This is a genomic window from Tolypothrix sp. FACHB-123 (assembly GCF_014697075.1).
GTDB lineage: Bacteria > Cyanobacteriota > Cyanobacteriia > Cyanobacteriales > Nostocaceae > Aulosira.
Genome location: NZ_JACJRE010000019.1, coordinates 107904 through 131856 on the forward strand (window position 1 = coordinate 107904; position 23953 = coordinate 131856).

Here is a 23953-nt window from a genome sequence, read left to right on the forward strand (position 1 = left end):
GCGCTAAGCGAAGCTATGCCGCAGGCTTTACGCTCAGTGTGCGCCCTGTTTTCTGCCCTGTAAGTAACAAATCGGTAATAAATTACACGTTTCTTGATAACAAGGCTTATTATATAAGGCCGTTGGGTCGTCAAGGAGGTTGTGCATCACAAGATTAAAAGATTTTGGCGGAAATTTGCGGAATCTGATTTTTTCTTGTGTTTTTATGTCATGTCCCAACATCAAAATATTTTGAGATGCTACTGTCCCCGATCAACAGAACTATCCTAAAAAATAGAGTAGAAAGTTTTCTAAATTAGAAAAATAGGGACAAGCAACATAAATTAATTTTTCTGCTCCTTTGTCTGCCATCAGTTAGTTAAAAAAGGAGAATATCTCGGATGGCTCGAAATAAGAAGAAATCTACTAGTTTTAACTGTAAACATCCAGGCTACTCTAGATGCCCTATCTGTTGTATTATTCCCCCACATATGCTGGAAAATGTTGTCGTAAATGGTAACCCAGAACAGCGTAGTTGGGCTTTTCAAACATTAAATGTTTCCGCACAATTGCGCGGTAGAAGAAATATCATTGGTGCTGTCTCCTTTGCACCATCCCCAGGTGAAAAGCGCCGTACTATTTATGATGCTCAATTTTCAGAAAATTTACCTGGTAAATTAGTACGGGGTGAAGGCGACCCACCAAGCACTGATGAAGCTGTGAATGAAGCTTATGACTCTGCTGGTGCGACATACGACATGTTTTATGAGATATTCGATCGCAATTCTATTGATGACAAAGGACTGCGTTTAGATTCTACCGTTCATTACGGCATTAAATATGATAATGCCTTCTGGAATGGCGACCAAATGGTCTATGGTGATGGTGATGGCGAATTATTCCAACGCTTTACTAAATCGATAGATGTGATTGCCCATGAATTAACTCATGGCGTAACTCAATATGAAGCCGGTTTACAGTATTATGCTGAACCAGGGGCGCTGAATGAGTCATTTTCTGATGTATTTGGCGCGTTAGTTAAGCAGAAAAGTAAAAATCAAACAGCCGAGGAAGCCGACTGGATTATTGGCGAAGGACTTTTGACTCCGGCTGTCAATGGCGTGGGTATTCGTTCCCTGAAAGCACCAGGAACTGCATATGACGATCCAGTTCTAGGTAAAGATCCCCAACCGGCATATATGAAAGATAAATATACTGGTACGGAGGATAACGCCGGAGTGCATATTAATTCAGGTATTCCTAACCATGCTTTTTACCTAGCATCTGTGGAAATTGGCGGCTATGCTTGGGAAAAGGCTGGGAAAATTTGGTATATAACTTTGCGCGATCGCCTACGTGCTAATTCTAATTTTAAAACAGCTGCTAACACCACAATTAAAGTAGCTGGCGAACTGTACGGTAACAATAGTCAGGAACAAAAAGCTGTACAGAATGCTTGGCAAAAGGTAGGTGTAATCAAATAGCCAATGGTTAGGGGCTTCCAAGTAAAAAATATTTCATTGCTATTGTTGACTGTTGACTGTTGACTGTGAACTGTGAACTGTCAACCGTCAACCATCAACGAAATGAAGCTGTTGTTTATTGTTTGGGGTTCCTTTAGTACATGATGAAGTTTTCATCACTCATCATTCAGTATTCAGCATTTATACTAAGTTGTCCTTTGTTGTTACACTGGAAGATGACAGTTAAAATCTTCCAGTTTTTTTATTTCCCCTAAACAGGAAAGCGGAGAGTAAACAATGCGGATCTCCTTTGAACGCACAGGTGGCTTTGCGGGAATTAGTAAAAAAACAACCGTTGATACAGCTACTCTCCCACTAAACGAAGCCCAAGAATTACCAAGACTAGTGGAAGCGGCGGGTTTATTTAATTTACCAGAAAAAATTACTTCACCTAATCCCCAGAGCGATCGCTTTCAATATAAGTTGACAGTAGAAGACCAAGGTAAGCAACATACAGTTACCGTCAGCGAAGCAGCATTACCAGGAACTTTAAGACCCCTGATTGACTGGCTTAATCAAGTAGCAAAGCGTCCTTCTTGAGACAAAACAAAGACAGCAAAAAATAACAAATGACAAATTCTGAGCAGAGGTTTTCTCCACTCAGAATTTGTCATTATGACCAATGACTATTGTAAATTCGCAGGAATATTTTCTGGAACTACCCAATAATAAATAGTTTTACCATCAACAGTTAGTGTCTGTTCAGGTTTCCAATCACCCATATCAAAGGCGTGGGAAACAATCCGCGTACCGGGTTTGAGTTCTTTAAATAGTTTGGGGCGCAGTTTGAGGTTGACATCAGGTAGTAAGTAGAGTGTGACTACCGTGGCTTTACTCAAATCCGTGTTGAATAAATCTTGCTGGACAAACTTGACGCGATCTGTTACTCCAGCTTTTTGCGCATTTTGATTAGCTTCTGCAATCCGTTCTGGATTGATATCTATACCTACGCCTTGGGTACCGAATTTTTGAGCGGCGGTAACTACAATTCTGCCATCACCGCTACCAAGGTCGTAAAGCACATCATTTTTACCAACCTTTGCAACTTGTAGCATTGCATCTACCACAGGTTGTGGTGTTGGGACGTAGGGAACATCAGCAGGACGTTCTTGGGGTTGGGTGCTTGGTGTCTCGGTTTGCTGAACAGTCACCGCAGGTTGTTGGGTTTCTGTTTCTGAACTTTGCTGTTGAGCTGTACAACCAGTAATTCCCAAGCTGACAATACTAAACCCTGTAGTCAGTAAAAGCAGAATTTTGGACAAATTCATCACAATACTCCTGATTATTTTGGTATTCGCTATCTTGAATCAATTAAGCTCTACCTTGGCGGTAGTTATTCCATAGCAGTAGTGGTATTCCTGCTACCACAACGGCAACACCAACCCCTGCTCCTATGCCGGTATAAACTAAACTGGAGTAGAGCAGATAGGCGCAAACTGCACAAAAAAGTAAGGGCGTAAAAGGATACAAAGGTACGCGAAACGATCGCGGTATTTGGGGGTCGCGTTGTCGTAAAACCAACAGCGATATTCCTGAAAGTAGGAAGAAAAACCAAAAGACTGGGGCGGTGTAATCTACCATTGTTTCAAAGCCTTTGCGGGTTAGGGTACCCAAGATCACCAGCCCTAAGGCGATCGCACCTTGCAAAAGTAAAGCATAGCTAGGTGTGCTGGGTCTTTGTCGCCAATGTCCCATAAAACCAAACAGGGAAAAATCTTGACCCAAAGCGTAATTAGTCCGCGCCCCGGTGAAAATTGTGGCGTTGGTTGCCCCTAATGTACAAATGGCGATCAGTAGACTGACAAAAAAGGCTCCTGGCGCACCCCAAAGCGATCGCATCAAATCTGCGGCGACGGCTTCAGATTGAGCCATATTTGCTAATCCCAGACCTCGCAGGTAAGCCCAATTGATTAACAGGTAAATGGCGGTAATAATACCAATACTTAATAGCAGCGATCGCAAAATATTGCGTTTTCTATTTTGAATTTCTGCCGCAATATAGGCTGCTTCGTTCCATCCCCCGTAGGACAACAGCACAAACACCATTGCCAATCCCCAGTTACTTGAGGCTGTAGATTCTACAGGGACAGTGGTATCAGCTGTCGCAGTTAAGCCAATCAGTACCACCAGCAATAAACCTAAAATTTTTGCCGCACTGAGTAAATTTTGCGTCCACTTACCTTGTTGCAAACCGACAATATTCAAAGCTGTCAAAAGAGCGATCGCTACTGCTGCATAGATAGACGGTGAAAATCTACCTAGTCGCCATATCTGAGAAGCATAGTCACCAAAGACAAATGCCAACAGTGCAATAGAACCTGTTTGAATCACAGTCATTCGCGCCCAGGCGAATAAAAAAGCAACTCCCCGGCCAAAAGCTCGTTTCAAATAATAATAAACACCACCCACATCAGGATAAGTTGTTGCTAACTCTGCATAGCATAATGCTCCTACTAGAGACACTACACCACCTATTAGCCAAAACAGCAGCACAGCTTGATCGCTACCTGCATAATTCGCTACCAAAGCCGGAGTCTGAAAAATTCCTGCCCCGATGACAATTCCGACAATCAGCGCCACAGCATCTAGTAATGTTAGCGATTGCTTAGGCGCGGCTATTTCCGGTGATTTTAGCTGCCCAATTAAACTGTAGTTTTCACGTCTAGTCACTTGAACTCCCGATCGTTGTTGAGTAATCAATAGAGATTCTGCATTTGAGTTTTATTGTCTTGACCCCAACAGAATAATCCTCCTTTTTGATACTCAAGACTTGAAAAAGTACTCAGCATGAGAAAGACTAGAACATTTAATCATTTGTCAGGAATGTATTATGGTTCTAGTTTAAGTTACATTTCTGCTGACACAGATTTACTCAATTATTTGTGCAGCTTAAATCGACAATGTTTATATATAAGAGGATTTATTTTCATTTATACATCTATACAAAGATAGATAATTTGTTTATTTCTCTAGATAGAAAGAAATGCGATAATTTTTTCTTAATATTTTGTAATACACTATGATTTAAAATTATTGAATTGAGTAAAATTTTCATATTTTTCTCAGTGAAGCATTAAGAGAGCAAACAGCAAAATATTTTCTCAAGAAAGGAAACCAGCAGGTTAAGGTTTACGAAAATATTAATATAGTCAAAATACCCTTCTGCCTCTTGCTTGATCATTAGGACTAGCTGAAGTGCTACTTGATTCGATAATTAACCCAGAAGCCTTTAAAAAATAGGAATAAATCATCATCATTTCTTCTCTATCTTCTGATTGTAATATTTATCCCAACTGGTAGAAACAATTTGGATTTTTTCTAGATAAATTAAGGATAACCAGACAAGATTTCTGAAGAGTTTATGAATATTATTGCTTGGGTTATTTTAGGACTTTTAGCTGGTGCGATCGCGAAAGCAATTTATCCAGGTTATCAAGGTGGCGGCATTCTTTCGACAATGGTATTAGGTATTGTCGGTGCTTTCATTGGAGGAAGTCTTTATACACTTTTACAAACAGGAACGCTACAAATTACAGCTGCTGGTGCTGGTTTTAGTCTAACAGGTCTATTTATAGCTGTAATTGGTGCAATTATTGCTATTTACTTATGGGGACTATTGAGCAGAAGTAGTAGAGTTTAATCATCAATTCGTAATTCGTTAATTAGGAAAGATAAGTATTAAACTAAGTCTATTTTTCCAATAGTCAGCATTAATTGCGAATTACTTTGACCACATTATTGTTTCAGGAAGAATCAAAACATGTTTTTTCATAAAAAAGAACCGATTCATGCAGTAAACGTTAGTGATGCAAATCCTCGTTTTGCTCAGTTACTCCTCGAACAATTTGGTGGAGCCACAGGAGAACTTACAGCTGCTCTACAATACTGGGTGCAATCTTTCCATGTCGAAAATGCGGGCATTAAAGATATGCTGCAAGACATTGCCATTGAGGAGTTTAGCCATTTAGAAATGGTGGGTAAACTCATCGAAGCCCATACAAAAAATACGGATCAAACAGAGGCTTATAAGAGTACTCTCTTTGCTATCCGCGGAATCGGGCCGCACTTTTTAGATAGTCAAGGTAGCGCTTGGACTGCAAATTATCTTAATGAAGGTGGCGATGTAGTCCGCGATTTAAGAGCCAATATTGCAGCTGAAGCTGGGGCGCGTCAGACTTACGAAGAGTTGATTAAGTTAGCCACAGATGATGGTACTAAAAAAACATTAGTTCATCTGTTAACCAGAGAAATTTCTCATACCCAAATGTTTATGAAGGCGCTGGATTCTCTGGGTAAATTAACAGATCCCTTGTTTGGTAATATTCAGCCTGACGAAACTGTCGCTCTCTACTACAATTTATCTACAAATGGTAGTCAAGATGAGCGCGGCCCTTGGAATTCTGAACCCACATTTAAATATATTGCCGATCCGCTAAAACAACACTCCTAATAAACTGAAATAGGAGAGAAGATGAGCCAGTTAGAAGTTGATTCTCTGGCTCATTTTTCCGGAAAAATTAAAATTTAGACTATGGAGAATTAACTAGTGATTGTCAATGCTACACCCAATGGTTGGGAAATTATTTATCATCGGGCACATGCTTTATTAGCCGCGCAATTAGCGGGACAGTGGCGGCGCAAAAATGCTCCAGCCAGATTATATGAAACCTTAGCTGCAATTTCTCATCATGACGATTTAGAGAAAGAATGGGAAGAGGATATTGTCACTGAAGCGGGTGCGCCAATGGATTTCACCCTCAAACATTCAACTAATCTAGATAAAATTGATAAACTAGCAAAAAATGCACTCTATCGCGGTCGCTGGGTAGCTTTATTAATATCTAAGCATATCAGTCGTCTCTATGAAGGAAAACGCGGTCAAGGTGCAGAATTTGACCAATTTTTAGATGAGCAATTAGAGAATCAAAAGCGTTGGCGTCAGGAATTGGGAATTGAAAAAACATCTGTGGAAGCAGCTTATGCATTTATGCAATGGTGCGATCGCCTTTCCCTGATTCTCTGTCAACAAGAACTACCCGCCGATGAACGATGGTTAGAAATTAGCAAAGGGCCTGACGATCGGCGTTATGACATCATGTTACGTGGCGATTCTTTAGTAACTGTTAACCCTTGGCCTTTTGAGGATGAAAAATTTACAGTCAATATTGAAGCCTGCGATATTACTCAATTGAAATTCAAAGACAGCACTGAACTTTCCCAAGCACTCCAAGAAGCACCCATTAAAATATTGGAATGGACGTTTGTGAAGAGTTAGTTATTTAGTTAACTGTTGACTGTTGACTGTTGACTGTTGACTGTTGACTGTTGACATTTTTATCGCTTAATTGGGTAATACACATTGCAATTCCTTTTTCGTAATAAGCGGCTTCATTAATGAAGACGGGATACACAGTTGCTTCCCCTTCATAATTAATTTCTTTACCGTCAAAAGTTAAAAACATCGGCTCTCCCGGATGCAGGGGTTGATAATCCTGAAATTGCAATTGTGGATGAATCATCGCTTGAATTTCTCCTAACTCATTTCTGGGATAGTCGATTGTTTCAATGCTGTGATAAACGTTGATAGTATCTTTTACAGGCGGTGTTTTTCCCTGATTATAGCTTTCTAAATAATCTAAAATAGCGTGAATGATCGCTTCAGTTTCTTGAAATAAAGTTGCATCCAACACATTTTGCGCAACTGCGCCAACTTCCAAGGTACAGCCAAATTCACAAATTGAATCTAAGTGCGGTCTCACCTGTTTTTGGCTGGTAGAGTAAAGTATTTTTACTTTGGGATTTATAGATGTCAAATAAGCCGCTAAACTCAGATTTAATAAATTCTCATTGCCTAAAATAATAGACAGCCCCATATTGGCTGTAGAACTATGTAAATCAATCACAAAATCTGCTGGCTGACTACCTTGTAAGCCAAAGGTTTGATAAATTATTTTTGCTTGTTGTGCTTCATAACTAGTCAAATCAGGATTTGCTAAATCTTGGCGATGAAAACAGCGATTTAAGTCTGTATCCACATATCTTTTACCGATCGCACAGGCTTGAGGATTAGCAATCAGTGTCAAACTTTCAAAACTTGGGCGCTGAATTAAATGAGGCGATCGCTCAAATTTTTTGACTAGATAAATTCCTGTGACTTCATTTCCGTGAGTTCCACCTACGATCGCGACACGCTTGATTTTGCTCATAGTTCCTGTGATTACCCCGATAACCTGACAAGTTTCTGGGATGAATCTTGCTCAATAGTCTCTATTTGTCAATATAAGGGAAAGCAACTATATTTAGGATATTTTTTGCACAAGTACACTATATATAAAACATATAGTAAGAAATATAGTAGTTCGAGCAAGCGATGGAACTTCGACATTTGCGCTACTTTATTGCTGTGGCTGAAGAAAAAAACTTTAGCTACGCAGCTCAACGTCTGCATATTGCGCAACCTCCCCTCAGCCAACAGATTAGCGCTCTCGAAGCCGAAATTGGTGTGAAATTGTTCGATCGTAAAAAGCGTCCTCTACAACTGACATCCGCAGGACAAGTATTTTTAGCAGAAGCAAGATTGGTCATAAATCAACTCGAACAAGCCATTTTTCAAACACAAAGGGCTAGTCGCGGCGAAATTGGCGAATTAATTGTTGGTACTAATAGTTCTATTGCTAATAGTGTCCTTCCGGAAATGCTACGCACATTTCGCGATCGCTTTCCCCATGTCAAATTGGTATTGCGCGAACTCACCGCTGCTGAACAGATTCAAGAATTACTCAATCGCCGTCTGGATTTAGGATTTGACCGCTTACCCGATTCCCATCAACCAGATTCTCACTTGAGTTATTTACCTATTGTACGCGAGTCTTTGGTGATTGCCTTACCAGCCACCCATCCCCTCACCAACCTAGCCGAAATTCCTTTAGCTGCAATGGCTGATGAACCGTTTGTTTTACCTTCTCCGGAAATCGTTCCTTCCTACACGGAAATTATTAACCTCTGTCAACAAGCTGGTTTTTTTCCCAAAGTAGTTCAAGAAGCAACTTGGACAATTACCGTTCTCAGCTTAGTCGCTGGTGGTATGGGGGTAGCACTCTTACCTAGCAATGTCCAAAATCTTCAGCGTACAGGTGTTGTTTATCGCCCAATTAAAGGTGCAAATTTCTCGCGGGAGATTGTAGTTGTGTGGCGACAAGAAGATTCATCTGTGGTTTTGCAGGAATTTCTCAAGGTAATTCGCGAGTTAACCCACTATCCACTGTGAAAATAAATTATTGTGTATAAATGAAACAAAAAACATCTGGGAGTGTTGCCGTGTTTCCACCCCAGATGTTTTTCGTTTTAACTTGCTCCTCACACACAAATAAACAATATCACCTGTTTCATGAATAATCGGTGTTCTAGATCACAATTTCCGAAAATCTTAAACCTTGGTGACAATGGCTACCTAATTTGTCGATGTGCTTGTAATTTTGTGCAGTTTTTCAGATCTAGGATTTTTTTTCTAACTCACAAATGAGTCCTGTAACTGTCATAGACGAAATGCATAATTTAATACTAAAATTAAAACAAAAAATCAGTATTTGCCAGTAAGACAGGGGTAATAAATCAAAGTACGTTAAGAAACATGAATCAGCTGGCAACACTGACCCATGACAAACGTCAATAAACCACCCTATTTAGATAAATATTAATGATGATTTTAGGTTACAAATATTTCACTGCGGCTTGTACTGCAATTTTGTTAGCTAGCACTAACAGTTTACCGGATGCAGCTATAGCCACTGTCAACCATCAAACTCAAGAAATTGCTCAAAACCAAGTTCAAAAAACTAGTTTGCAACCAAATGCAGTTTTTAGACCAATTCTTGCCAAACTCAAGCAAAAAACCAGAATTGGGATATTATTACCCAAGTTTGTTCCTGAGTCGGATGAAGGAACTCCTATTTACGCTATTTTAGAAAAAGCGACAAGAAATCAATACGAAATTTTACTAGGATTTAGTCCCGATTGTACTGGTGGAACTGCTTGCCGGCTAGGTGTAGTGACTGCGGAAGCTGTAACCCGCAAAACTCCGCGTTTAACTGGTAAACCTGTGGCTTTAGCGAAGAAAATTACAGGTTATTTTGTGGATTATAGTTGTGGTGCTAATTGCTCGGATGCTACCTTAACTTGGCGACAACGGGGAGTGCAATATACTGTGGGATTAAAAGCAGGCGATCGCGCTTCATTGATTAAAATGGCTAATTCTGCAATTAATCCTTAAAAACTTGATGCAGTTGTCCAGCGGTTTGTTGGTGTAGATTTTAATATCTGTAGGATGGACAATGCCGAACTAGCTAGAAAATAGCTTCTTTTTCAGCTTTGAATTTTATCAGCTTGGCGACAGCTGGCGGCGGGTTGCGTCGTTGTTCTTCTTGCATTTTATGACTCCACTCTAACCAATCAGTCAAGTAAGCGCTGACTGCTTCTTTATTATGCAGGTAATAAAGAATAGTTGCATATACCTGCTCTAAAGTTACTGAAGGATAGCTTTCGGCAATTTCTTCTGGTGTGCGACTGTGGTGGATAAATTGATAAAGAATAGTTTCAATACCTACTCTTGTACCTTTGAGTCGAATATCATCAGGACGCTGAAAATCAAAATAATCTTCAAGTAGCATAATTTATCTGATTATCTAACAACTAATGATAATTTTACAAAATTTTGAAATATCTCTAGAACATGTGTGAAAAATTTCATTAGTGCTAAAGAAATAAGTTTTAGTTTGGAAAACATCTTCATATCTGTCAACATTTCCTAGCAAAACCCAGATATGATGGGCAATGCTCACTCTAGGTATTTATTGAAAATAAAATATTCATCCGATAACATTTATTCCGCCAAACATGATATAAGTTAAGACTGCTATATTCACGCTAGTACAATTGTTCAACTTGCAGAGTCTGCTTCCTTACGGGAATAGCAATGGTGAAAGATTGCGTAAAACTATACCAATTGATTAACAATGCTGCTAAACTCTCCTGACTGTTCTGGGAATGGAGAAATCCTAAATTCTCTAGCGGAATTAGTAGACAATCTAAATTTCCTTGCTACACTTTTACTTCATTAGCCTAGCAGCATAGCGCCTATGGTTCATGTCAAGCGCGTCGAACTTACCAACTTTAAGTCTTTTGGCGGTACCACCCAAGTTCCTTTACTGGGGGGGTTTACTGTCATATCTGGGCCTAATGGTTCTGGTAAATCGAATATTCTCGATGCGCTGCTGTTTTGTCTGGGATTGGCTAGTTCTAAAGGAATGCGTGCCGATCGCTTACCGGATTTGGTGAATAATACTCAAACGGCGAAAAGTCGCGCGACTGTGGAAGCTAGCGTGACGGTGACTTTTGATATTAGTGATGCGGTTTCGATTAATGATACTCAAGCGTCAACTCACGACAGTTTAGAGGAAGTAGAAGTTGTAGAAGTTGAGGAAATCGAGGAAACTGAAGAAACCGTAGAAAATAAGGCAAATTCTAAGCTTCCCAATCCAGAAACATCAAATGAGTGGAGTGTCACCAGAAAGCTGCGGGTGACTTATCAAGGAACTTATACATCGAATTACTATATTAATGGTGCTTCTTGCACGCTGACGGAATTACATGAAGCTTTAGAAACCCTGCGGATTTATCCTGAAGGTTATAACGTCGTACTGCAAGGGGACGTTACCAGTATTATCTCGATGAACGCCAGAGAACGGCGCGAAATTATTGACGAATTAGCGGGTGTAGCAGCGTTTGATCGCAAAATTCACCAAGCGAAGGCGACTTTAGATGAGGTAAAGGAAAAGGAAGATAGTTGTCGGATTATTGAAACTGAATTAACTGTACAACGCGATCGCCTGTCGCAAGACCGCGCCAAAGCGGAGAAATATCAAAAACTCCGCGCGGAATATTTAGCAAAGCAATCTTGGGAAGCAGTTTTATCTTGGCGTTCCCTCCAAGCACAGCAAGAAAAATTAGCTAACCAAATTCAAAGTGGCGATCGCAAATCCACAGAACTTTCTACAGAACTCACCGCCCTAAATACTACAATTGAGCAAACTACTGTTGAATTAGATCAACTCAACGCCCATGTAAAAGCTTTGGGTGAAGAGGAATTATTAGCAGTACAATCTACCCTAGCTACCCAAGAAGCCGAACACAAACAACTCCAGCGTCAGCGCAGCGAATTAGAAACTGCAATTCAAGAAATCACGAAACGCCAAGCGCAAAGTCAGCAAGAAATTCAACAACATCAGCGTTCCCTCGAACAAATAGCAGAAACTCAGGTTGTGGAAAAGCAATCGATTGTTTACTGTCAGCAACAACGGGATGAGACGCAACAAGCTTTAGAAACTTCTCGCCAAGCAGCAACGGAAATCGCTTCCGCTTCCGAAGCTTGGGTACAACAACAAACGGCGTTAAACCATCAAATTGAAACGCTGCTGCAAACTCTCGAACCCCAACGCACCGAACAAGCGACGCTGAGAGAACGGAACGATCAGTTACAGCAGCAAATTCAAGAACAAACTCAATTAGTTACTAGTTTAGAACCGGAATTAGCGACAAAACAAGCTGAATGCAGTCGTTTAGAAACAGAATTTAACAGTTCTAGCGAACCGATTCAAAATCTCGCGCAAAATCTCGCTGCGACAGAACAAGAACTGCAAATTCAACAAGATACCCAAAAGCGATTATTACAAGAACAGCGAGAAAAACAGCGCCAGTTAGATAAATTAGAAGCACAAGCGCAAGCACAGCAGGAAATTCAAGGAACCCAAGCCAGTAAGGTGATTTTACAATCGGGAATGCCTGGTTTATGTGGCTTAGTGGTACAGTTAGGCAGAGTTGAACCCCGCTATCAACTAGCTTTAGAAATTGCGGCTGGCGGCAGATTGGGACATATAGTAGTAGAAGATGACGGTGTTGCGGCTGCGGGAATTGAACTGTTAAAGCAGAAACGCGCCGGCAGAGCGACATTTTTACCGTTAAATAAAATTAATCCGCCGAGATTTACCCAAGATGCTACTCTCCGATTAGCTAGCGGTTTTGTTAACTATGCGGTGAACTTAGTAGAATGCGATCGCCGTTATAAAGATGTCTTTAGTTATGTCTTTGGTAACACTGTTATCTTCTCCACCTTAGAACAAGCGCGGAAAAACCTCGGCTTATACCGGATTGTCACCCTAGACGGGGAATTATTAGAAACTAGTGGCGCGATGACTGGTGGTAGTAACACCCAGCGTTCATCTTTGCGGTTTGGGAACAGCGAAGCAGCAGAACCGGAAGAAGTCGCCGCATTACGCAGACGTTTAGGGGAAATTGAGAAGGTTTTAGAACGGTGTGGTGAAGCGATTTCTACTCTCGCAACCAAAGCTAAAACTTTATCACAGCAAGTCACAGAAGCGCGTCAAGCCAGAAGAGAACAGCAAATTCAATTAGAACAGCTGCAAAAAGAAATTAAAACCTTAACAGCGCAGTTAGAAAACACGCGATCGCAATTAGCCCAAAATAGCGAAAAATTTGCCACAGCACAATCCCGCTTGGAAGTTTTGGATCGGGAATTACCAGGACAAGAAACTCAATTGCAACAATTGCGACAAACATTAGCAGAGTTGGAAGCCTCCCAAACCCCTAGCGAATGGCAACAAATCCAAGCCACAATTAAAAACCAAGAGCAACAATTACAACAAAGAGAAACAGCTTTACGGGAAGCAGAACAAAGATTAAGAAATTTAGAAAATCAACAGCAACGCTTACAAGAGAAAATCCAAGAAGCGGAAGAACGGATTACCCAGTACCAGCAAGAGCAAGAAACCCAGCAAAATCAACTCGCAACCATTACAACTCAACATAGCGCCCTCAGCAGCCAAATTGCCGAAATTCGCGCCAAATTGAGCGAGATGGAACAGAATTTAGGGGAAGAAAAACAAAAACGCGATCGCACCGAACAAGAACTGCGATCGCATCTCCTGCGGCAACAACAATTAGAATGGGAACTAGAAAAACTCCAAGAAACCCTCACCGCCAGGCGCGAGGAATTAGTTAACGTCAGAGAACAACTGCAAACCTTAGCGCCAGAATTACCCGATCCACTGCCAGAAGTACCAGATCAAGTAGACTTAGAAGAATTGCAGAAAGAATTGCGATCGCTTGCCAAACGTTTGCAAGCAATGGAACCAGTCAATATGCTGGCCTTAGAAGAATACGAACGTACCCAAAACCGTCTGCAAGAACTGACGCAAAAGCTGGAAACCCTTGAAGGAGAGCGCACCGAATTACTTTTACGCATTGAAAACTTTACTACATTACGCCAACGCGCCTTTAAAGAAGCCTTCGACGCAGTTAACGAAAACTTCCAATCAATTTTCGCCACCCTTTCCGAAGGCGACGGTTATTTACAACTAGACGACCCCGAAGATCCTTTTAGTAGCGGCTTAAACTTAGTTGCTCACCCCAAAGGTAAACCAGTACAGCGATTAGCTTCCATGTCTGGGGGTGAAAAATCCCTCACAGCCTTAAGCTTTATCTTTTCTTTGCAACGCTATCGCCCCTCCCCCTTCTACGCCTTCGACGAAGTTGATATGTTTTTGGATGGGGCAAACGTAGAACGATTAGCTAAAATGATTAAACAACAGGCTAAACAAGCACAATTTATAGTTGTGAGTTTGCGCCGCCCGATGATAGAATCAGCCGAACGCACAATAGGCGTTACTCAAGCACGGGGAGCTTACACCCAAGTTTTGGGAATTAAATTGCAAGCCGACCATACATCTGCTTGAGTTTTTGTTAATAATAGTGTATAGATTAACCGGATTCGAGATCAGGACTCGGTATAGAATGACCTCTGAACAGATAATTAGGCGTTCCGACATATTAAATACCCAGGTGATTACCCGCGACAACGGTAAGCGAGTAGGTATCGTTAGTCAAGTCTGGGTGGATATTGACCAACGAGAGGTTGTGGCTCTTGGCTTGAGAGACAGCCTGATCTCTATTTCTGGTATACCACGCAACATGTACCTGAGCAGTATCAGCCAGATTGGGGATGTCATCCTGGTAGATAACGAGGACGTAATCGAAGATATTGAAATTGAAACCTTAAGTAACCTGATTAACTGGGAAGTAATTACAGAAACAGGTGAAGTATTAGGAAGAGTGCGCGGCTTTAAATTCAACGGTGAAAATGGCAAATTGCACTCCATCGTCATCGCTTCTTTGGGATTACCCCAAATTCCCGAACAAGTGCTAAGTACCTACGAACTTTCAATTGATGAAGTCGTCAGCACAGGGCCCAGTAGATTGATTGTCTTTGAAGGTGCAGAAGAACGAACCACCCAATTATCAGTTGGCGTCCTTGAACGTCTGGGTATTGGTAAAGCACCTTGGGAAAGAGATGCTGATGAAGAATACTACGCCGCACCGCGTACCGTCGCCCCTGGAAATCAACTACCAAGTGGTGTACCATTACAGCCACCCAAGCCAAAAGTTCGCACACCCGAACCCGTAGCTAGAGAAGAATGGGATGAAGATTATATTGAAGAAGAAAGACCCCAGCGCCAAGTAATGCAAGCGCGTCAGTACGAATCGATTCAATACGAAGAAGATGACGAAGAAGACAACTGGAGTGAAGCGACAGATAAAGACAGGTATGAACAACCTGCTAAATTTGAAGCCCAACCCTACAAAAAGCAATATGTCGATGAATACGACGATTACGACGATGTCGAAGGCGATGCTTGGGAAGATGAACCAAAACCCGTGAACATTCCCAAGAAGGTGAAAGAGAAACAGCCAGAATACGAAGAAGAAGGATATTAAATTAATTCGTAATTCGTAATACTTCAACTTCGTTCAGTACAAGTTCTTAATTCGTAATTAAGTTTAAGTTTAAGCCTCTCCTCGCACACGAGGAGGGGTTTAATTTTTTGACGGTTGACGGTTGACTGTTGACTGTTGACTGTTGACTGTTGGTGATATGTTGTTATACCAATTTGAAAAAAGAAGACAACAGATGGCAGTGCCATGCCCTCTAGAGTATTAATAAAAAAGATAAGTCACCACACAAGTTGCGTTGGTAACCACACAAGTTAGTGTCGTTATCACACAAGTTGCGTTGGTAACCACACAAGTTAGTGTCGTTACCACACGAGTTGTGTCGTTACCAGTCAACAGTCAACAACCCTCACGATTGATTGTACAACAGAGAATATAGTGGTTTAAGAATGATTTCCAATTGTCATGGCTTTTGCAATCAATAGTTTCTAGCTGTTAACTGAGATATCAACCGCGATCGCCTTTCTGTTGCTAAATTAACTAAGGAGAATCAAAAATCACAGCTAGGTGCAATCAACAATGGTATCTACTTCTACATCATTCTCGGATATTAAAAACCATTGGGCACGCTTATTTATTGAAGCTTTATCAGCGCGTCGGATTTTAAGTGGCTATCCAAACGGGACTTTTCGCCCAGATAATTCAGTAACTCGTGCGGAATTTGCTGCCATTATTAAGAAAGTATTTACAGTACCGCAAAAGCGCCAATATGTGCCTTTTACTGATGTCCCTACTAGCCACTGGGCTTTTAGTGCTATTGAACAATCTTATGAAACAGCATTTATCAGTGGCTATCCCGATCGCACTTTTCGCCCTAATAATAGAATTGCCAGGGGCGATGTCTTTGTTGCTATAGTTAATGGTTTGGATATTGGCGCTAAAATCAAACCTGATTTGGTAAATAAGCTGTCCCAATTTTATCAAGATGCCAATGCGATCGCTGGCTATGCAAAAAATCAAGCAGCTATTGCTACTAGTGTCGGTTTAGTAGCCAGCTATCCCAATATTAAATTACTCAACCCCAATATTGCGGCAACTCGTGCCGATGTTGCTGTCATAGTTTATCAAGCTTTAGTTTACCTAGGGCAAGCAGATAAAATTACCTCTGCTTATTTAGTCAACCCACCCACGCCAATACCTTCATCAACACCAACGCCAACACCAACACCCACCCCAACACCAACACCCAACCCAACACCAACACCAACCCCAACACCAATACCAACACCAACACCAACGCCAACCCCAACACCAATACCAACACCAACCCCAACGCCTACACCCCCAACACCAACGCCAACCCCAACACCAGCAAATACGGTAAGGGTAAATCATCAACGAGAATTTCGCGGTGTGTGGGTAACCGCAGTTTGGAATAGTAATTGGCCTTCTAAAGCTGGATTACCGACTGAACAACAAAAATCAGAATTAGTAGGAATAATCAAACGATTACAGCAACTCAACTTTAATGCGGTGATTTTGCAGGTACGTCCAGAAGGGGATGCGCTATATGCTTCGTCATTAGAACCTTGGAGTGCTTGGCTAACAGGAACTCAAGGAAAAGCACCAGATCCATTTTATGACCCCTTAGAGTTTGCGATCGCCGAATGCCACAAACGTAACATTGAAGTTCACGCTTGGTTCAATCCCTATCGCGCTAAAACCTCAATTAGACAAGGAACAAACGTCATTCCCCACATAGCTGTCACCAATCCCCAAGTTGTTTATCAATGGGGTAATCAGCTATGGATGGACCCGGGAGTGCAAATAGTCCAAGATAGAGCTTATAACGTCATTCTCGATGTTGTTCGCCGTTATGATATTGATGCCGTTCACTTAGATGATTATTTTTATCCTTATCCCATATCCGGTCAAAATTTCCCCGATAGCAAAACCTATGAAACTTATAGACAAGCTGGCGGCGGATTGAGTATCGGTGACTGGCGCAGAGAAAACGTCAACCTCATGGTGGTGCGTCTAGCTGAAGGAATTAAAGCTGCCAAGTCCCATGTTAAATTTGGTATTAGTCCTTTCGGTATTTACCGACCCGGACAACCAGCAGGAATTACCGGCTTAGATGCCTATGATGTCCTTTATGCTGATGCCAAAAAATGGCTAGAACAAGGTTGGATTGATTACATTGCACCCCAACTCTACTGGCGTACCGACCAAGCACAACAAAGTTATTCTGCCTTACTCCGGTGGTGGACACAAGTAAACACCAAGCAAAAACACGTTTATGCTGGTAACAATTTAACCGAACCCAGTAACAAGAGTCGGGAAAGTGGAGAGATTGAAAAGCAAGTAATATTTAGCCGTAGCCAAGCCGGACAGTTGTCCTTAGGAAACATCTTCTTTAATCTCGATGTATTAATGCAAAACAGTCAAGGCATCGCTGATAAATTCCAAACTCAGCTTTATACCAAACCTGCCGTACCGCCAATTATGCCTTGGCGCGATACCACACCACCAGCACCCCCCACCGCACTGCAATATGTAAATGGCAGACTCAATTGGCAACTAGGCGATAATCAACCAGTTCGTTCTTGGGTGCTTTATCGGCAAACAGGAGATAATTGGGAAATTCAGCGAATTTTATCTGCGGGTACAACCTTTGCCACAGTAGGGCCGGGTACTTATGCAGTCTCCGCTGTTAATAGGTTAGCAAATGAGAGTTTAGGTGTGGTAATTACGGTTAGTTAGTTGTCAGTTGACGGTTGTTAGTTGTCAGTTGTCAGTTGACGGTTGACTGCTTGTATTAACAAATGACAATTGACAAAATTTGGGTGATAAATAATCAAAAACGTAGGGGCACAACAATGTTGTGCCCTGAAGATCATTGACAATTTAATGCCTCTATTTGATGCAATTAAAAAGCCTTATACAATGTGTGGCTTAACGTTTAATAGTTTGAGCAGATTGATTAAACAACAAATCCCGTGACTTCTCAATATCTAATGCCTGATTTTTAAATTCCTCCGCCTTTTCATAAGCGCGAATTGTTGCCGGACGTGCCTTAATTGCCTCAAACCAACGCTTTAAATTCGGAAAATCTTCTAAGTTTTGACCTTGATGTTCATAAGGCACAATCCAAGGATAAGCAGCAATATCAGCAATCGAATAATCGCCCGCCACAAATTCTCTATCTGCCAATCTTTTATCTAAAACTGCATACAATCGCCCTGTTTCTTTGACATAACGATTAATAGCATAGTCAATTTTTTCTGGTGCATATTGGCTAAAATGATGGTTCTGTCCAGCCATTGGCCCTAAACCGCCCATTTGCCAAAATAACCACTGTAAAACCTCAACTCGTTGGTGCAAATCTTGAGGAATTAACTTTCCAGTTTTTTCTGCTAAATACAGCAGAATTGCACCGGACTCAAAAACAGAAATTGGCGCACCACCATTTGCAGGTTCACGATCAACAATTGCCGGAATTCGATTATTAGGTGAAATCTGCAAAAACTCCGGCTTAAATTGGTCACCAGCACCAATATTTATTGGAATAATATTGTAAGCAAGCCCAACTTCTTCCAAGAAAATTGTGATTTTATGACCGTTGGGAGTTGTCCAATAATATAAGTCGATCATGGTAGATTCTCCTGATTTTGGATATTGGGCATTGGGCATTGGGCATTGGGCATTGGGCAATAGTTATTTATCTCCCTCATCTACCTTGTCTCCCTTCTGCCATCTACCGGGCACTGAGCGAAGCCGAAGTGCTGCTTTAATTAAAAACGCTCAACCCAAGGACGTAATTCTACTTCCCATGTCCAAGCGCTGCGGGGTTGATTTAAAATGCTGAGATAAGTTTGGGCGATCGCATCCGGATCGAGAGTACTATCTGGATTATCTGTTGGATCTTGGCGTTCTGCGGCACGAATTACACCATCAATGACAAAATGCGCTACGTGAATATTCTTGGGTGCTAATTCCCGCGCAATGCTTTGAGCTAAACCCCTCAGGGCAAATTTACCCATTGCAAATGGTGCAGATTGCGGATAACCCTTTATACTCGCGGAAGCTCCAGTAAAAAATATCGCCCCACCTCCCTGCTGTAACATTCTTTTAGCAGCAGCTTGGGCAACAATAAACCCTCCATAAGCAGTAACTTCTAAAGTTTTAGCAACTTCCCTCGGATCGAGTTCAATTAAAGGCCCTCGTACTCGAAAGCTGGGATTGTATACTACAACTGTCGGGGTACCAAGTTGATTTTCGACATCGCTAAATAATTGGTTTACTTCCTCTGGTTTTGTTGCATCAGCCGCAAAGCTAACTGCACCAATCTCACTACTGAGCTGAGTCAGTTTCTCAATGCTACGAGCAGCTAAGGCAATTTTCAGCCCTGATTGGGCAAATAAACGGGCAATAGAGGCGCTTAATCCATTACCTGCTCCAACTATCAAAGCTGTTTTTGGCAAAGCTATTTTTGGCATAGGTGCAATTTTCCTTGACGATAAAAAATCTGATGAGCTAGGGAAAATGTTAAACCTGCAATCAGCCAGCTATCTTGAAGCAAACGACGCGCCAAAAAACAAAGGATTGTTGACTGTTGACCCTTCGGCTTCGCTCAGGGTCAACTTTATTATCGCTAAGAATTAAGCTTGATAAGTGTTACCAATTGTGTCTACAAACACGTTAGTAGACAATGGTAAGCGACCGGGATTGAGGCGTGGTTCTGCGGCATAGCCAACAGGTACAATAACTGCGATCGCTAAATCTGGATCGTCAGCTGCACCAATCACCGCTTTCACTTGATCCTCAATCCAACCATTCATAAAACAGGTGGATAATCCTAAGCTTTCGGCTGCAAGTACTAAATGGGTAGCTGCAATGATTGCATCTTTAATCGCATATTCGCGTCGCTTGTCTCCTAAACCAGCTTGGAATTGGGGTATAGCATTTTTAAAATAATTGACTGTACCCTCATTCCAAGCGCCAGTTTTCAGTGCTTCTTCATAAATGGGTGTTAAGTCTTTTTCTCCAGCATAAGGATCGGCTGCAAATACAAATGTCACGGGTGCTTGAACAATTTGTTGTTGATTCCAAGATGCTGCTGATAATGCTGCTTTTTGCGCTTCATCTTGCACCAAAATAATTTGCCAACCTTGCATATTAAAACTGCTAGGTGCGGCTACTGTTAAGTCTACTAGTTGCTTGAGCAGTTCTGGAGCTATGGGATCTGATTTAAAAGTTTTGATAGAACGACGCTGAAGAATAGCGGTAGGTACATCTAGGATTTGAGTAGGTGCGATCGCGCTCATGAGATTCTCCTGATTGTTGAAATTCTGACGCTGTGATAGCGATTCTGATTATCGGACTAAATACTTTCTTAGTGTAAAAGGTTGCTACTCACTACGCCAGAACAATTATAAATTCACTGCTGGTTCGCTAGCAGGCGACCAAAACGGATAATCTGTATATCCCTGTTCCCCGCCACCATAGAAGGTTTTTGGATTTGGCTGATTCAAAGGAGCATTTAAAGCCAAGCGTCGCGGTAAATCGGGATTAGCAATAAATAAAATGCCAAAAGCGACTAAATCAGCTTGTTGATTCGCCAAAACAGCATTACCTGTTTCCGCCGTATAACCACCACAGACAATCAGTGTACCTGTATACCTTTCCCGAATATAATTAGTCGGTATTGGTGTTCCCCCATATCTGATATCTGCGTCTGTATACTCAGTAATATGCAGATAAGCTAAATCAAATTGATTCAATACTTGTGCAGTATAACCAAAAGTTTCAAAAGGATGAGAGTCACGCATATCGTTAAATGTCCCGCTAGGGGAAAGGCGAACTCCTACCCGTTTACTATCCCAAACGCTAGTAACTGCTTCTACAATTTCTTGTAAAAAGCGGACGCGGTTCTCAATACTACCCCCATATTCATCTGTTCGTTGGTTCGTACCATCCCGGAGAAACTGGTCAATTAAATAACCATTAGCTCCGTGAATTTCTACACCATCAAACCCCGCAGCTAGAGCATTTACTGCTGCTTGACGGTACTGCTCTACAATTCCTGGAATTTCAGAAGTTTCTAAAGCCCGGGGAGTCACAAAAGGTTTGAATCCTTCATTTGTGAATGCTTGACCTTGAGGTGTAATAGCAGAAGGTGCTATAGGTAATACCCCATTTGGCAGCAAGTCGGGGTGAGAAATCCTGCCTACGTGCCACAGTTGCAGAAAAATTCTCCCTCCCTGCTGATGTACAGCATCCGTTACCAACTTCCAACCCGCCACCTGTTCTGGTGAATGAATACCTGGCGTATTCGGATACCCTTGTCCTTCGGGTGAAATTTGAGTTGCTTCTGCAATAATTAATCCAGCAGAAGCACGTTGCTCATAGTATGTAGCATTTAATGAATGGGGTACATTACCCTCACTGGCTCGTTGCCTAGTTAAGGGAGCCATAACTATCCGATTGGGCAGTTCTAAATCACCCAACTGGTAAGGAGAGAACAAGTTGATATTATTATTCATTGCTCAAATTTTCAGTATAAACAATCGCCCATAGCTTGGGAAGGCAAGGGGGCAGGGAGCAGGGAGCAGGGGGAAGAAAAAATGAATTTTGCCCAATGCCCAATGCCCCATGCCCAACTCTAGACTGTTAACTTTAAGAAATATACTGTGCTAAAGTTTTAGCCAAAGTGGTTTTGGGCACGGCACCCACAACCGTATCGACTTGTCGGCCTCCCTTAAATACCATTAACGTAGGGATACTCCGAATACCATAATGGCTGGCGACGGTAGGATTTTGATCTGTGTTCAGTTTCACTACTTTCACCTGGCCATCGTATTCGGTAGCTACCTCATCGACAACCGGAGCTACCATTCTGCAAGGGCCACACCAAGGTGCCCAAAAGTCTACTAGGACGGGAACTTGGCTTTCTAGAACTTCTTGCTTAAATGTTGCTTCCGTGACACTTGTAACGGATGACATAATTGTCCTCCTGATTTAATTCTATTATTCGATAATATCGAATAAGTAAAATATAAGCGATTTTATGAGATAGTGCAACTATGAGATTTTTGTATCATCCAGACCGAAAAGATATTACATTAGCGGGAGTGCTATACGCCTTAGGCGATCCGGTAAGGCTAGAAATTGTCCGACTGTTAGCTACCAAGGGCGAGCAATGCTGTGCGGGGTTTGATTTTGCGATCGCCAAATCAACAATGTCCAATCATTTTAAGATTTTACGGGAGTCAGGGGTAGTACTGACCCATAAAGAAGGAACACAGCACATCAACAAATTGCGGCGTGAAGATTTAGAAGCCCTATTCCCCGGATTGTTAAATGCAGTTTTGCAATCAGCTCAACCATTAAATATTTGTGCTACAGCCGATAAGCAGGTATTGGGGCATAGGGCATAGGGCATAGGGCATGGGGCAGGGAGCATGGGAAGATGAGGCATCAGGAAAACAACTGACAACACTTCGGGTGAGCTTCAGTGCATCGCTGACAACTGACAACTGACTATTAACCAACTTGTGGTGGTTGAAAGTAATAAATATCACTAATTACTTGCACCCAGCCATCGGATAAGGATTCGAGAATGCGATCGCCTTTTTCTTTGGTTGCGGTTGTTGCATCACCAATAACCCCACTTTTACTGATATCTTTTGTGACCCAAGCTACAGGTAATTGACCTTCCCAACTCAGCAATGTACTTTGTGGTTGTTCTGGTGGATACTCTGCTACAACTTTATCGAGTTTTACTTGTTCCGGTAAAAGTGCCAACATCAAACTGGTTTCCGCATCACCGGCGTGCATACCTAACTTAGCTTCCTTGGGAGTTAGCAATTCTTTGGTAATATTAGGTGCACGCCAGGTAAATAACGGAAATACCGAAAAATTACCATATTTAACATGTAAATCTCGCGCGGCCATTTGCATGACTTGCGGTTGTCCGCCATGAGAGTTCATCAACACTAATTTTCTAAACCCAGCCCGGTAAATACTCTCTCCCACTTCCATAATTGTGGCTGTGAGAGTTTCCGTACTCAAAGTAATGGTGCCGGGAAAGTGCCAATGTTCGTTAGATTTACCATAGTTAATACTGGGTAAAGCATAAGTAGGAATACTAGAATCAAGTTTTGTCAAAGCTTTCCCCAACACCCCAACACCAATAGCAGCATCAACAATTAGCGGTAGATGGGGGCCATGTTGTTCAATTGCACCTACTGGTTGAATAATGACTACATTTTCCTTATTTGGCATCTGTTGAATGTCAGTCCAACTGAGGTAAGGAAAAAAGCGTTCTGGAGGTATGAAGCTATGCATTTGATTAATATCACGCTATTTTTAGCTTACTATAGCGAGCCTATTTTAGTTGTGAAAAATATCGGTTTTGGCTGTTGACTGTTGACTGTTAACTGTCAACAGTCAACAGCCAACAAACCTACATATAATATTTCACAAATCATTTAGAATTGCTATATGTTTACACCAAGTATTAACAATTCAAAATTCCCTAAAAATTAGGGTTCTTCAGTAGCTATTATGCCAAATTATTAGTTATAGCACTCATATAAACACAAAAAAAGCATCTTTATTTTGCCAAAAGCCTTATATGTATTGACATC

21 protein-coding genes are annotated in these 23953 nt (G+C 41.6%); 11 read left to right on the forward strand and 10 right to left on the reverse strand.

Annotation, left to right across the window (positions count from 1 at the left end; genetic code table 11):
• Positions 1–380 precede the first annotated feature (380 nt).
• Together H6G41_RS14805 and H6G41_RS14810 are read left to right on the forward strand one after the other, a co-directional pair.
• Entirely contained in the window at positions 381–1463 is a 1083-nt protein-coding gene (locus H6G41_RS14805) for a M4 family metallopeptidase (protein ID WP_190746941.1), read from the forward strand.
• Positions 1464–1739: 276 nt separating this feature from the next.
• Entirely contained in the window at positions 1740–2042 is a 303-nt protein-coding gene (locus tag H6G41_RS14810; protein ID WP_190746942.1) for a protealysin inhibitor emfourin, read from the forward strand.
• Positions 2043–2128: 86 nt separating this feature from the next.
• Here the strand turns inward: H6G41_RS14810 and H6G41_RS14815 are convergent, their stop codons facing one another.
• Both H6G41_RS14815 and H6G41_RS14820 read right to left on the reverse strand, forming a co-directional pair.
• Positions 2129–2770: a cyclopropane-fatty-acyl-phospholipid synthase family protein gene (locus H6G41_RS14815; protein WP_190746943.1), complete on the reverse strand. Its 642-nt coding sequence runs from the start codon at positions 2768–2770 to the stop codon at positions 2129–2131.
• A gap of 43 nt (positions 2771–2813) precedes the next feature.
• Positions 2814–4172 carry an amino acid permease gene (locus H6G41_RS14820; protein ID WP_190746964.1) on the reverse strand — a complete coding sequence of 453 codons (1359 nt, stop codon included), beginning with the start codon at positions 4170–4172 and terminating at the stop codon, positions 2814–2816.
• A 691-nt stretch (positions 4173–4863) separates the two neighbouring features.
• Between H6G41_RS14820 and H6G41_RS14825 the strand changes: the two genes are divergently transcribed.
• From H6G41_RS14825 to H6G41_RS14835, 3 genes are all read left to right on the forward strand, one after another.
• Positions 4864–5142, forward strand: a complete 279-nt coding sequence (locus H6G41_RS14825) for a GlsB/YeaQ/YmgE family stress response membrane protein (protein ID WP_190746944.1) — start codon at positions 4864–4866, stop codon at positions 5140–5142.
• Between the two features lie 120 nt (positions 5143–5262).
• Positions 5263–5952 carry a manganese catalase family protein gene (locus H6G41_RS14830; protein ID WP_190746945.1) on the forward strand — a complete coding sequence of 230 codons (690 nt, stop codon included), beginning with the start codon at positions 5263–5265 and terminating at the stop codon, positions 5950–5952.
• A gap of 96 nt (positions 5953–6048) precedes the next feature.
• Positions 6049–6777, forward strand: a complete 729-nt coding sequence (locus H6G41_RS14835) for a DUF3891 family protein (RefSeq protein ID WP_190746946.1) — start codon at positions 6049–6051, stop codon at positions 6775–6777.
• Between the two features lie 4 nt (positions 6778–6781).
• Here the strand turns inward: H6G41_RS14835 and H6G41_RS14840 are convergent, their stop codons facing one another.
• Positions 6782–7708: an aspartoacylase gene (locus H6G41_RS14840; RefSeq protein WP_190746947.1), complete on the reverse strand. Its 927-nt coding sequence runs from the start codon at positions 7706–7708 to the stop codon at positions 6782–6784.
• A gap of 164 nt (positions 7709–7872) precedes the next feature.
• Here H6G41_RS14840 and H6G41_RS14845 point away from each other — a divergent pair, with 164 nt between their 5' ends.
• Entirely contained in the window at positions 7873–8769 is an 897-nt protein-coding gene (locus H6G41_RS14845) for a LysR family transcriptional regulator (RefSeq protein WP_190746948.1), read from the forward strand.
• 432 nt (positions 8770–9201) lie between these two features.
• Positions 9202–9771, forward strand: coding sequence for a hypothetical protein (locus H6G41_RS14850; RefSeq protein ID WP_190746965.1), 570 nt, complete (start codon positions 9202–9204; stop codon positions 9769–9771).
• A 73-nt stretch (positions 9772–9844) separates the two neighbouring features.
• Here H6G41_RS14850 and H6G41_RS14855 read toward each other — a convergent pair whose 3' ends face one another.
• Positions 9845–10168 (reverse strand): DUF433 domain-containing protein, encoded by a 324-nt coding sequence (locus tag H6G41_RS14855; protein WP_190746949.1) that lies wholly within the window; start codon positions 10166–10168, stop codon positions 9845–9847.
• 468 nt (positions 10169–10636) lie between these two features.
• Between H6G41_RS14855 and smc the strand changes: the two genes are divergently transcribed.
• The 3 genes from smc to H6G41_RS14870 all read left to right on the forward strand — a co-directional run bounded on the left by smc (position 10637) and on the right by H6G41_RS14870 (position 18065).
• A complete protein-coding gene (gene smc, locus H6G41_RS14860; RefSeq protein ID WP_190746950.1) occupies positions 10637–14308 on the forward strand; it encodes a chromosome segregation protein SMC in 3672 nt (1223 codons plus the stop codon).
• Positions 14309–14366: 58 nt separating this feature from the next.
• Entirely contained in the window at positions 14367–15347 is a 981-nt protein-coding gene (locus tag H6G41_RS14865; RefSeq protein ID WP_190746951.1) for a PRC-barrel domain-containing protein, read from the forward strand.
• 534 nt (positions 15348–15881) lie between these two features.
• Complete coding sequence (locus H6G41_RS14870; protein ID WP_190746952.1) at positions 15882–18065, forward strand: family 10 glycosylhydrolase; 2184 nt, start codon at positions 15882–15884, stop codon at positions 18063–18065.
• A 192-nt stretch (positions 18066–18257) separates the two neighbouring features.
• On the opposite strand, the gene H6G41_RS14875 is transcribed toward H6G41_RS14870, so the two are convergent.
• The 5 genes from H6G41_RS14875 to trxA all read right to left on the reverse strand — a co-directional run bounded on the left by H6G41_RS14875 (position 18258) and on the right by trxA (position 22307).
• Positions 18258–18956 (reverse strand): glutathione binding-like protein, encoded by a 699-nt coding sequence (locus H6G41_RS14875; RefSeq protein WP_190746966.1) that lies wholly within the window; start codon positions 18954–18956, stop codon positions 18258–18260.
• Between the two features lie 140 nt (positions 18957–19096).
• The gene (locus tag H6G41_RS14880) at positions 19097–19801 is read right to left on the reverse strand and encodes an SDR family NAD(P)-dependent oxidoreductase (protein ID WP_190746953.1); all 705 of its coding nucleotides are present in this window, start codon (positions 19799–19801) and stop codon (positions 19097–19099) included.
• A 162-nt stretch (positions 19802–19963) separates the two neighbouring features.
• Entirely contained in the window at positions 19964–20629 is a 666-nt protein-coding gene (locus tag H6G41_RS14885; protein WP_190746954.1) for a nitroreductase family protein, read from the reverse strand.
• Positions 20630–20734: 105 nt separating this feature from the next.
• Entirely contained in the window at positions 20735–21847 is a 1113-nt protein-coding gene (locus H6G41_RS14890) for an alkene reductase (RefSeq protein WP_190746955.1), read from the reverse strand.
• Between the two features lie 133 nt (positions 21848–21980).
• Positions 21981–22307: a thioredoxin gene (gene trxA, locus H6G41_RS14895; RefSeq protein WP_096641598.1), complete on the reverse strand. Its 327-nt coding sequence runs from the start codon at positions 22305–22307 to the stop codon at positions 21981–21983.
• Between the two features lie 80 nt (positions 22308–22387).
• Between trxA and H6G41_RS14900 the strand changes: the two genes are divergently transcribed.
• Positions 22388–22741, forward strand: a complete 354-nt coding sequence (locus H6G41_RS14900) for a helix-turn-helix transcriptional regulator (RefSeq protein WP_190746956.1) — start codon at positions 22388–22390, stop codon at positions 22739–22741.
• Positions 22742–22847: 106 nt separating this feature from the next.
• Here the strand turns inward: H6G41_RS14900 and H6G41_RS14905 are convergent, their stop codons facing one another.
• The gene (locus H6G41_RS14905; protein WP_190746957.1) at positions 22848–23651 is read right to left on the reverse strand and encodes a creatininase family protein; all 804 of its coding nucleotides are present in this window, start codon (positions 23649–23651) and stop codon (positions 22848–22850) included.
• Positions 23652–23953: the final 302 nt, after the last annotated feature.

Coding starts and splice junctions, on each gene's coding strand:
- H6G41_RS14805 (WP_190746941.1), top strand. CDS start 381: ATGGCTCGAAATAAGAAGAAATCTACTAGTTTTAACTGTAAACATCCA.
- H6G41_RS14810 (WP_190746942.1), top strand. CDS start 1,740: ATGCGGATCTCCTTTGAACGCACAGGTGGCTTTGCGGGAATTAGTAAA.
- H6G41_RS14815 (WP_190746943.1), bottom strand. CDS start 2,770: ATGAATTTGTCCAAAATTCTGCTTTTACTGACTACAGGGTTTAGTATT.
- H6G41_RS14825 (WP_190746944.1), top strand. CDS start 4,864: ATGAATATTATTGCTTGGGTTATTTTAGGACTTTTAGCTGGTGCGATC.
- H6G41_RS14830 (WP_190746945.1), top strand. CDS start 5,263: ATGTTTTTTCATAAAAAAGAACCGATTCATGCAGTAAACGTTAGTGAT.
- H6G41_RS14840 (WP_190746947.1), bottom strand. CDS start 7,708: ATGAGCAAAATCAAGCGTGTCGCGATCGTAGGTGGAACTCACGGAAAT.
- H6G41_RS14845 (WP_190746948.1), top strand. CDS start 7,873: ATGGAACTTCGACATTTGCGCTACTTTATTGCTGTGGCTGAAGAAAAA.
- H6G41_RS14850 (WP_190746965.1), top strand. CDS start 9,202: ATGATTTTAGGTTACAAATATTTCACTGCGGCTTGTACTGCAATTTTG.
- H6G41_RS14855 (WP_190746949.1), bottom strand. CDS start 10,168: ATGCTACTTGAAGATTATTTTGATTTTCAGCGTCCTGATGATATTCGA.
- smc (WP_190746950.1), top strand. CDS start 10,637: ATGGTTCATGTCAAGCGCGTCGAACTTACCAACTTTAAGTCTTTTGGC.
- H6G41_RS14865 (WP_190746951.1), top strand. CDS start 14,367: ATGACCTCTGAACAGATAATTAGGCGTTCCGACATATTAAATACCCAG.
- H6G41_RS14870 (WP_190746952.1), top strand. CDS start 15,882: ATGGTATCTACTTCTACATCATTCTCGGATATTAAAAACCATTGGGCA.
- H6G41_RS14875 (WP_190746966.1), bottom strand. CDS start 18,956: ATGATCGACTTATATTATTGGACAACTCCCAACGGTCATAAAATCACA.
- H6G41_RS14880 (WP_190746953.1), bottom strand. CDS start 19,801: ATGCCAAAAATAGCTTTGCCAAAAACAGCTTTGATAGTTGGAGCAGGT.
- H6G41_RS14885 (WP_190746954.1), bottom strand. CDS start 20,629: ATGAGCGCGATCGCACCTACTCAAATCCTAGATGTACCTACCGCTATT.
- H6G41_RS14890 (WP_190746955.1), bottom strand. CDS start 21,847: ATGAATAATAATATCAACTTGTTCTCTCCTTACCAGTTGGGTGATTTA.
- trxA (WP_096641598.1), bottom strand. CDS start 22,307: ATGTCATCCGTTACAAGTGTCACGGAAGCAACATTTAAGCAAGAAGTT.
- H6G41_RS14900 (WP_190746956.1), top strand. CDS start 22,388: ATGAGATTTTTGTATCATCCAGACCGAAAAGATATTACATTAGCGGGA.
- H6G41_RS14905 (WP_190746957.1), bottom strand. CDS start 23,651: ATGCATAGCTTCATACCTCCAGAACGCTTTTTTCCTTACCTCAGTTGG.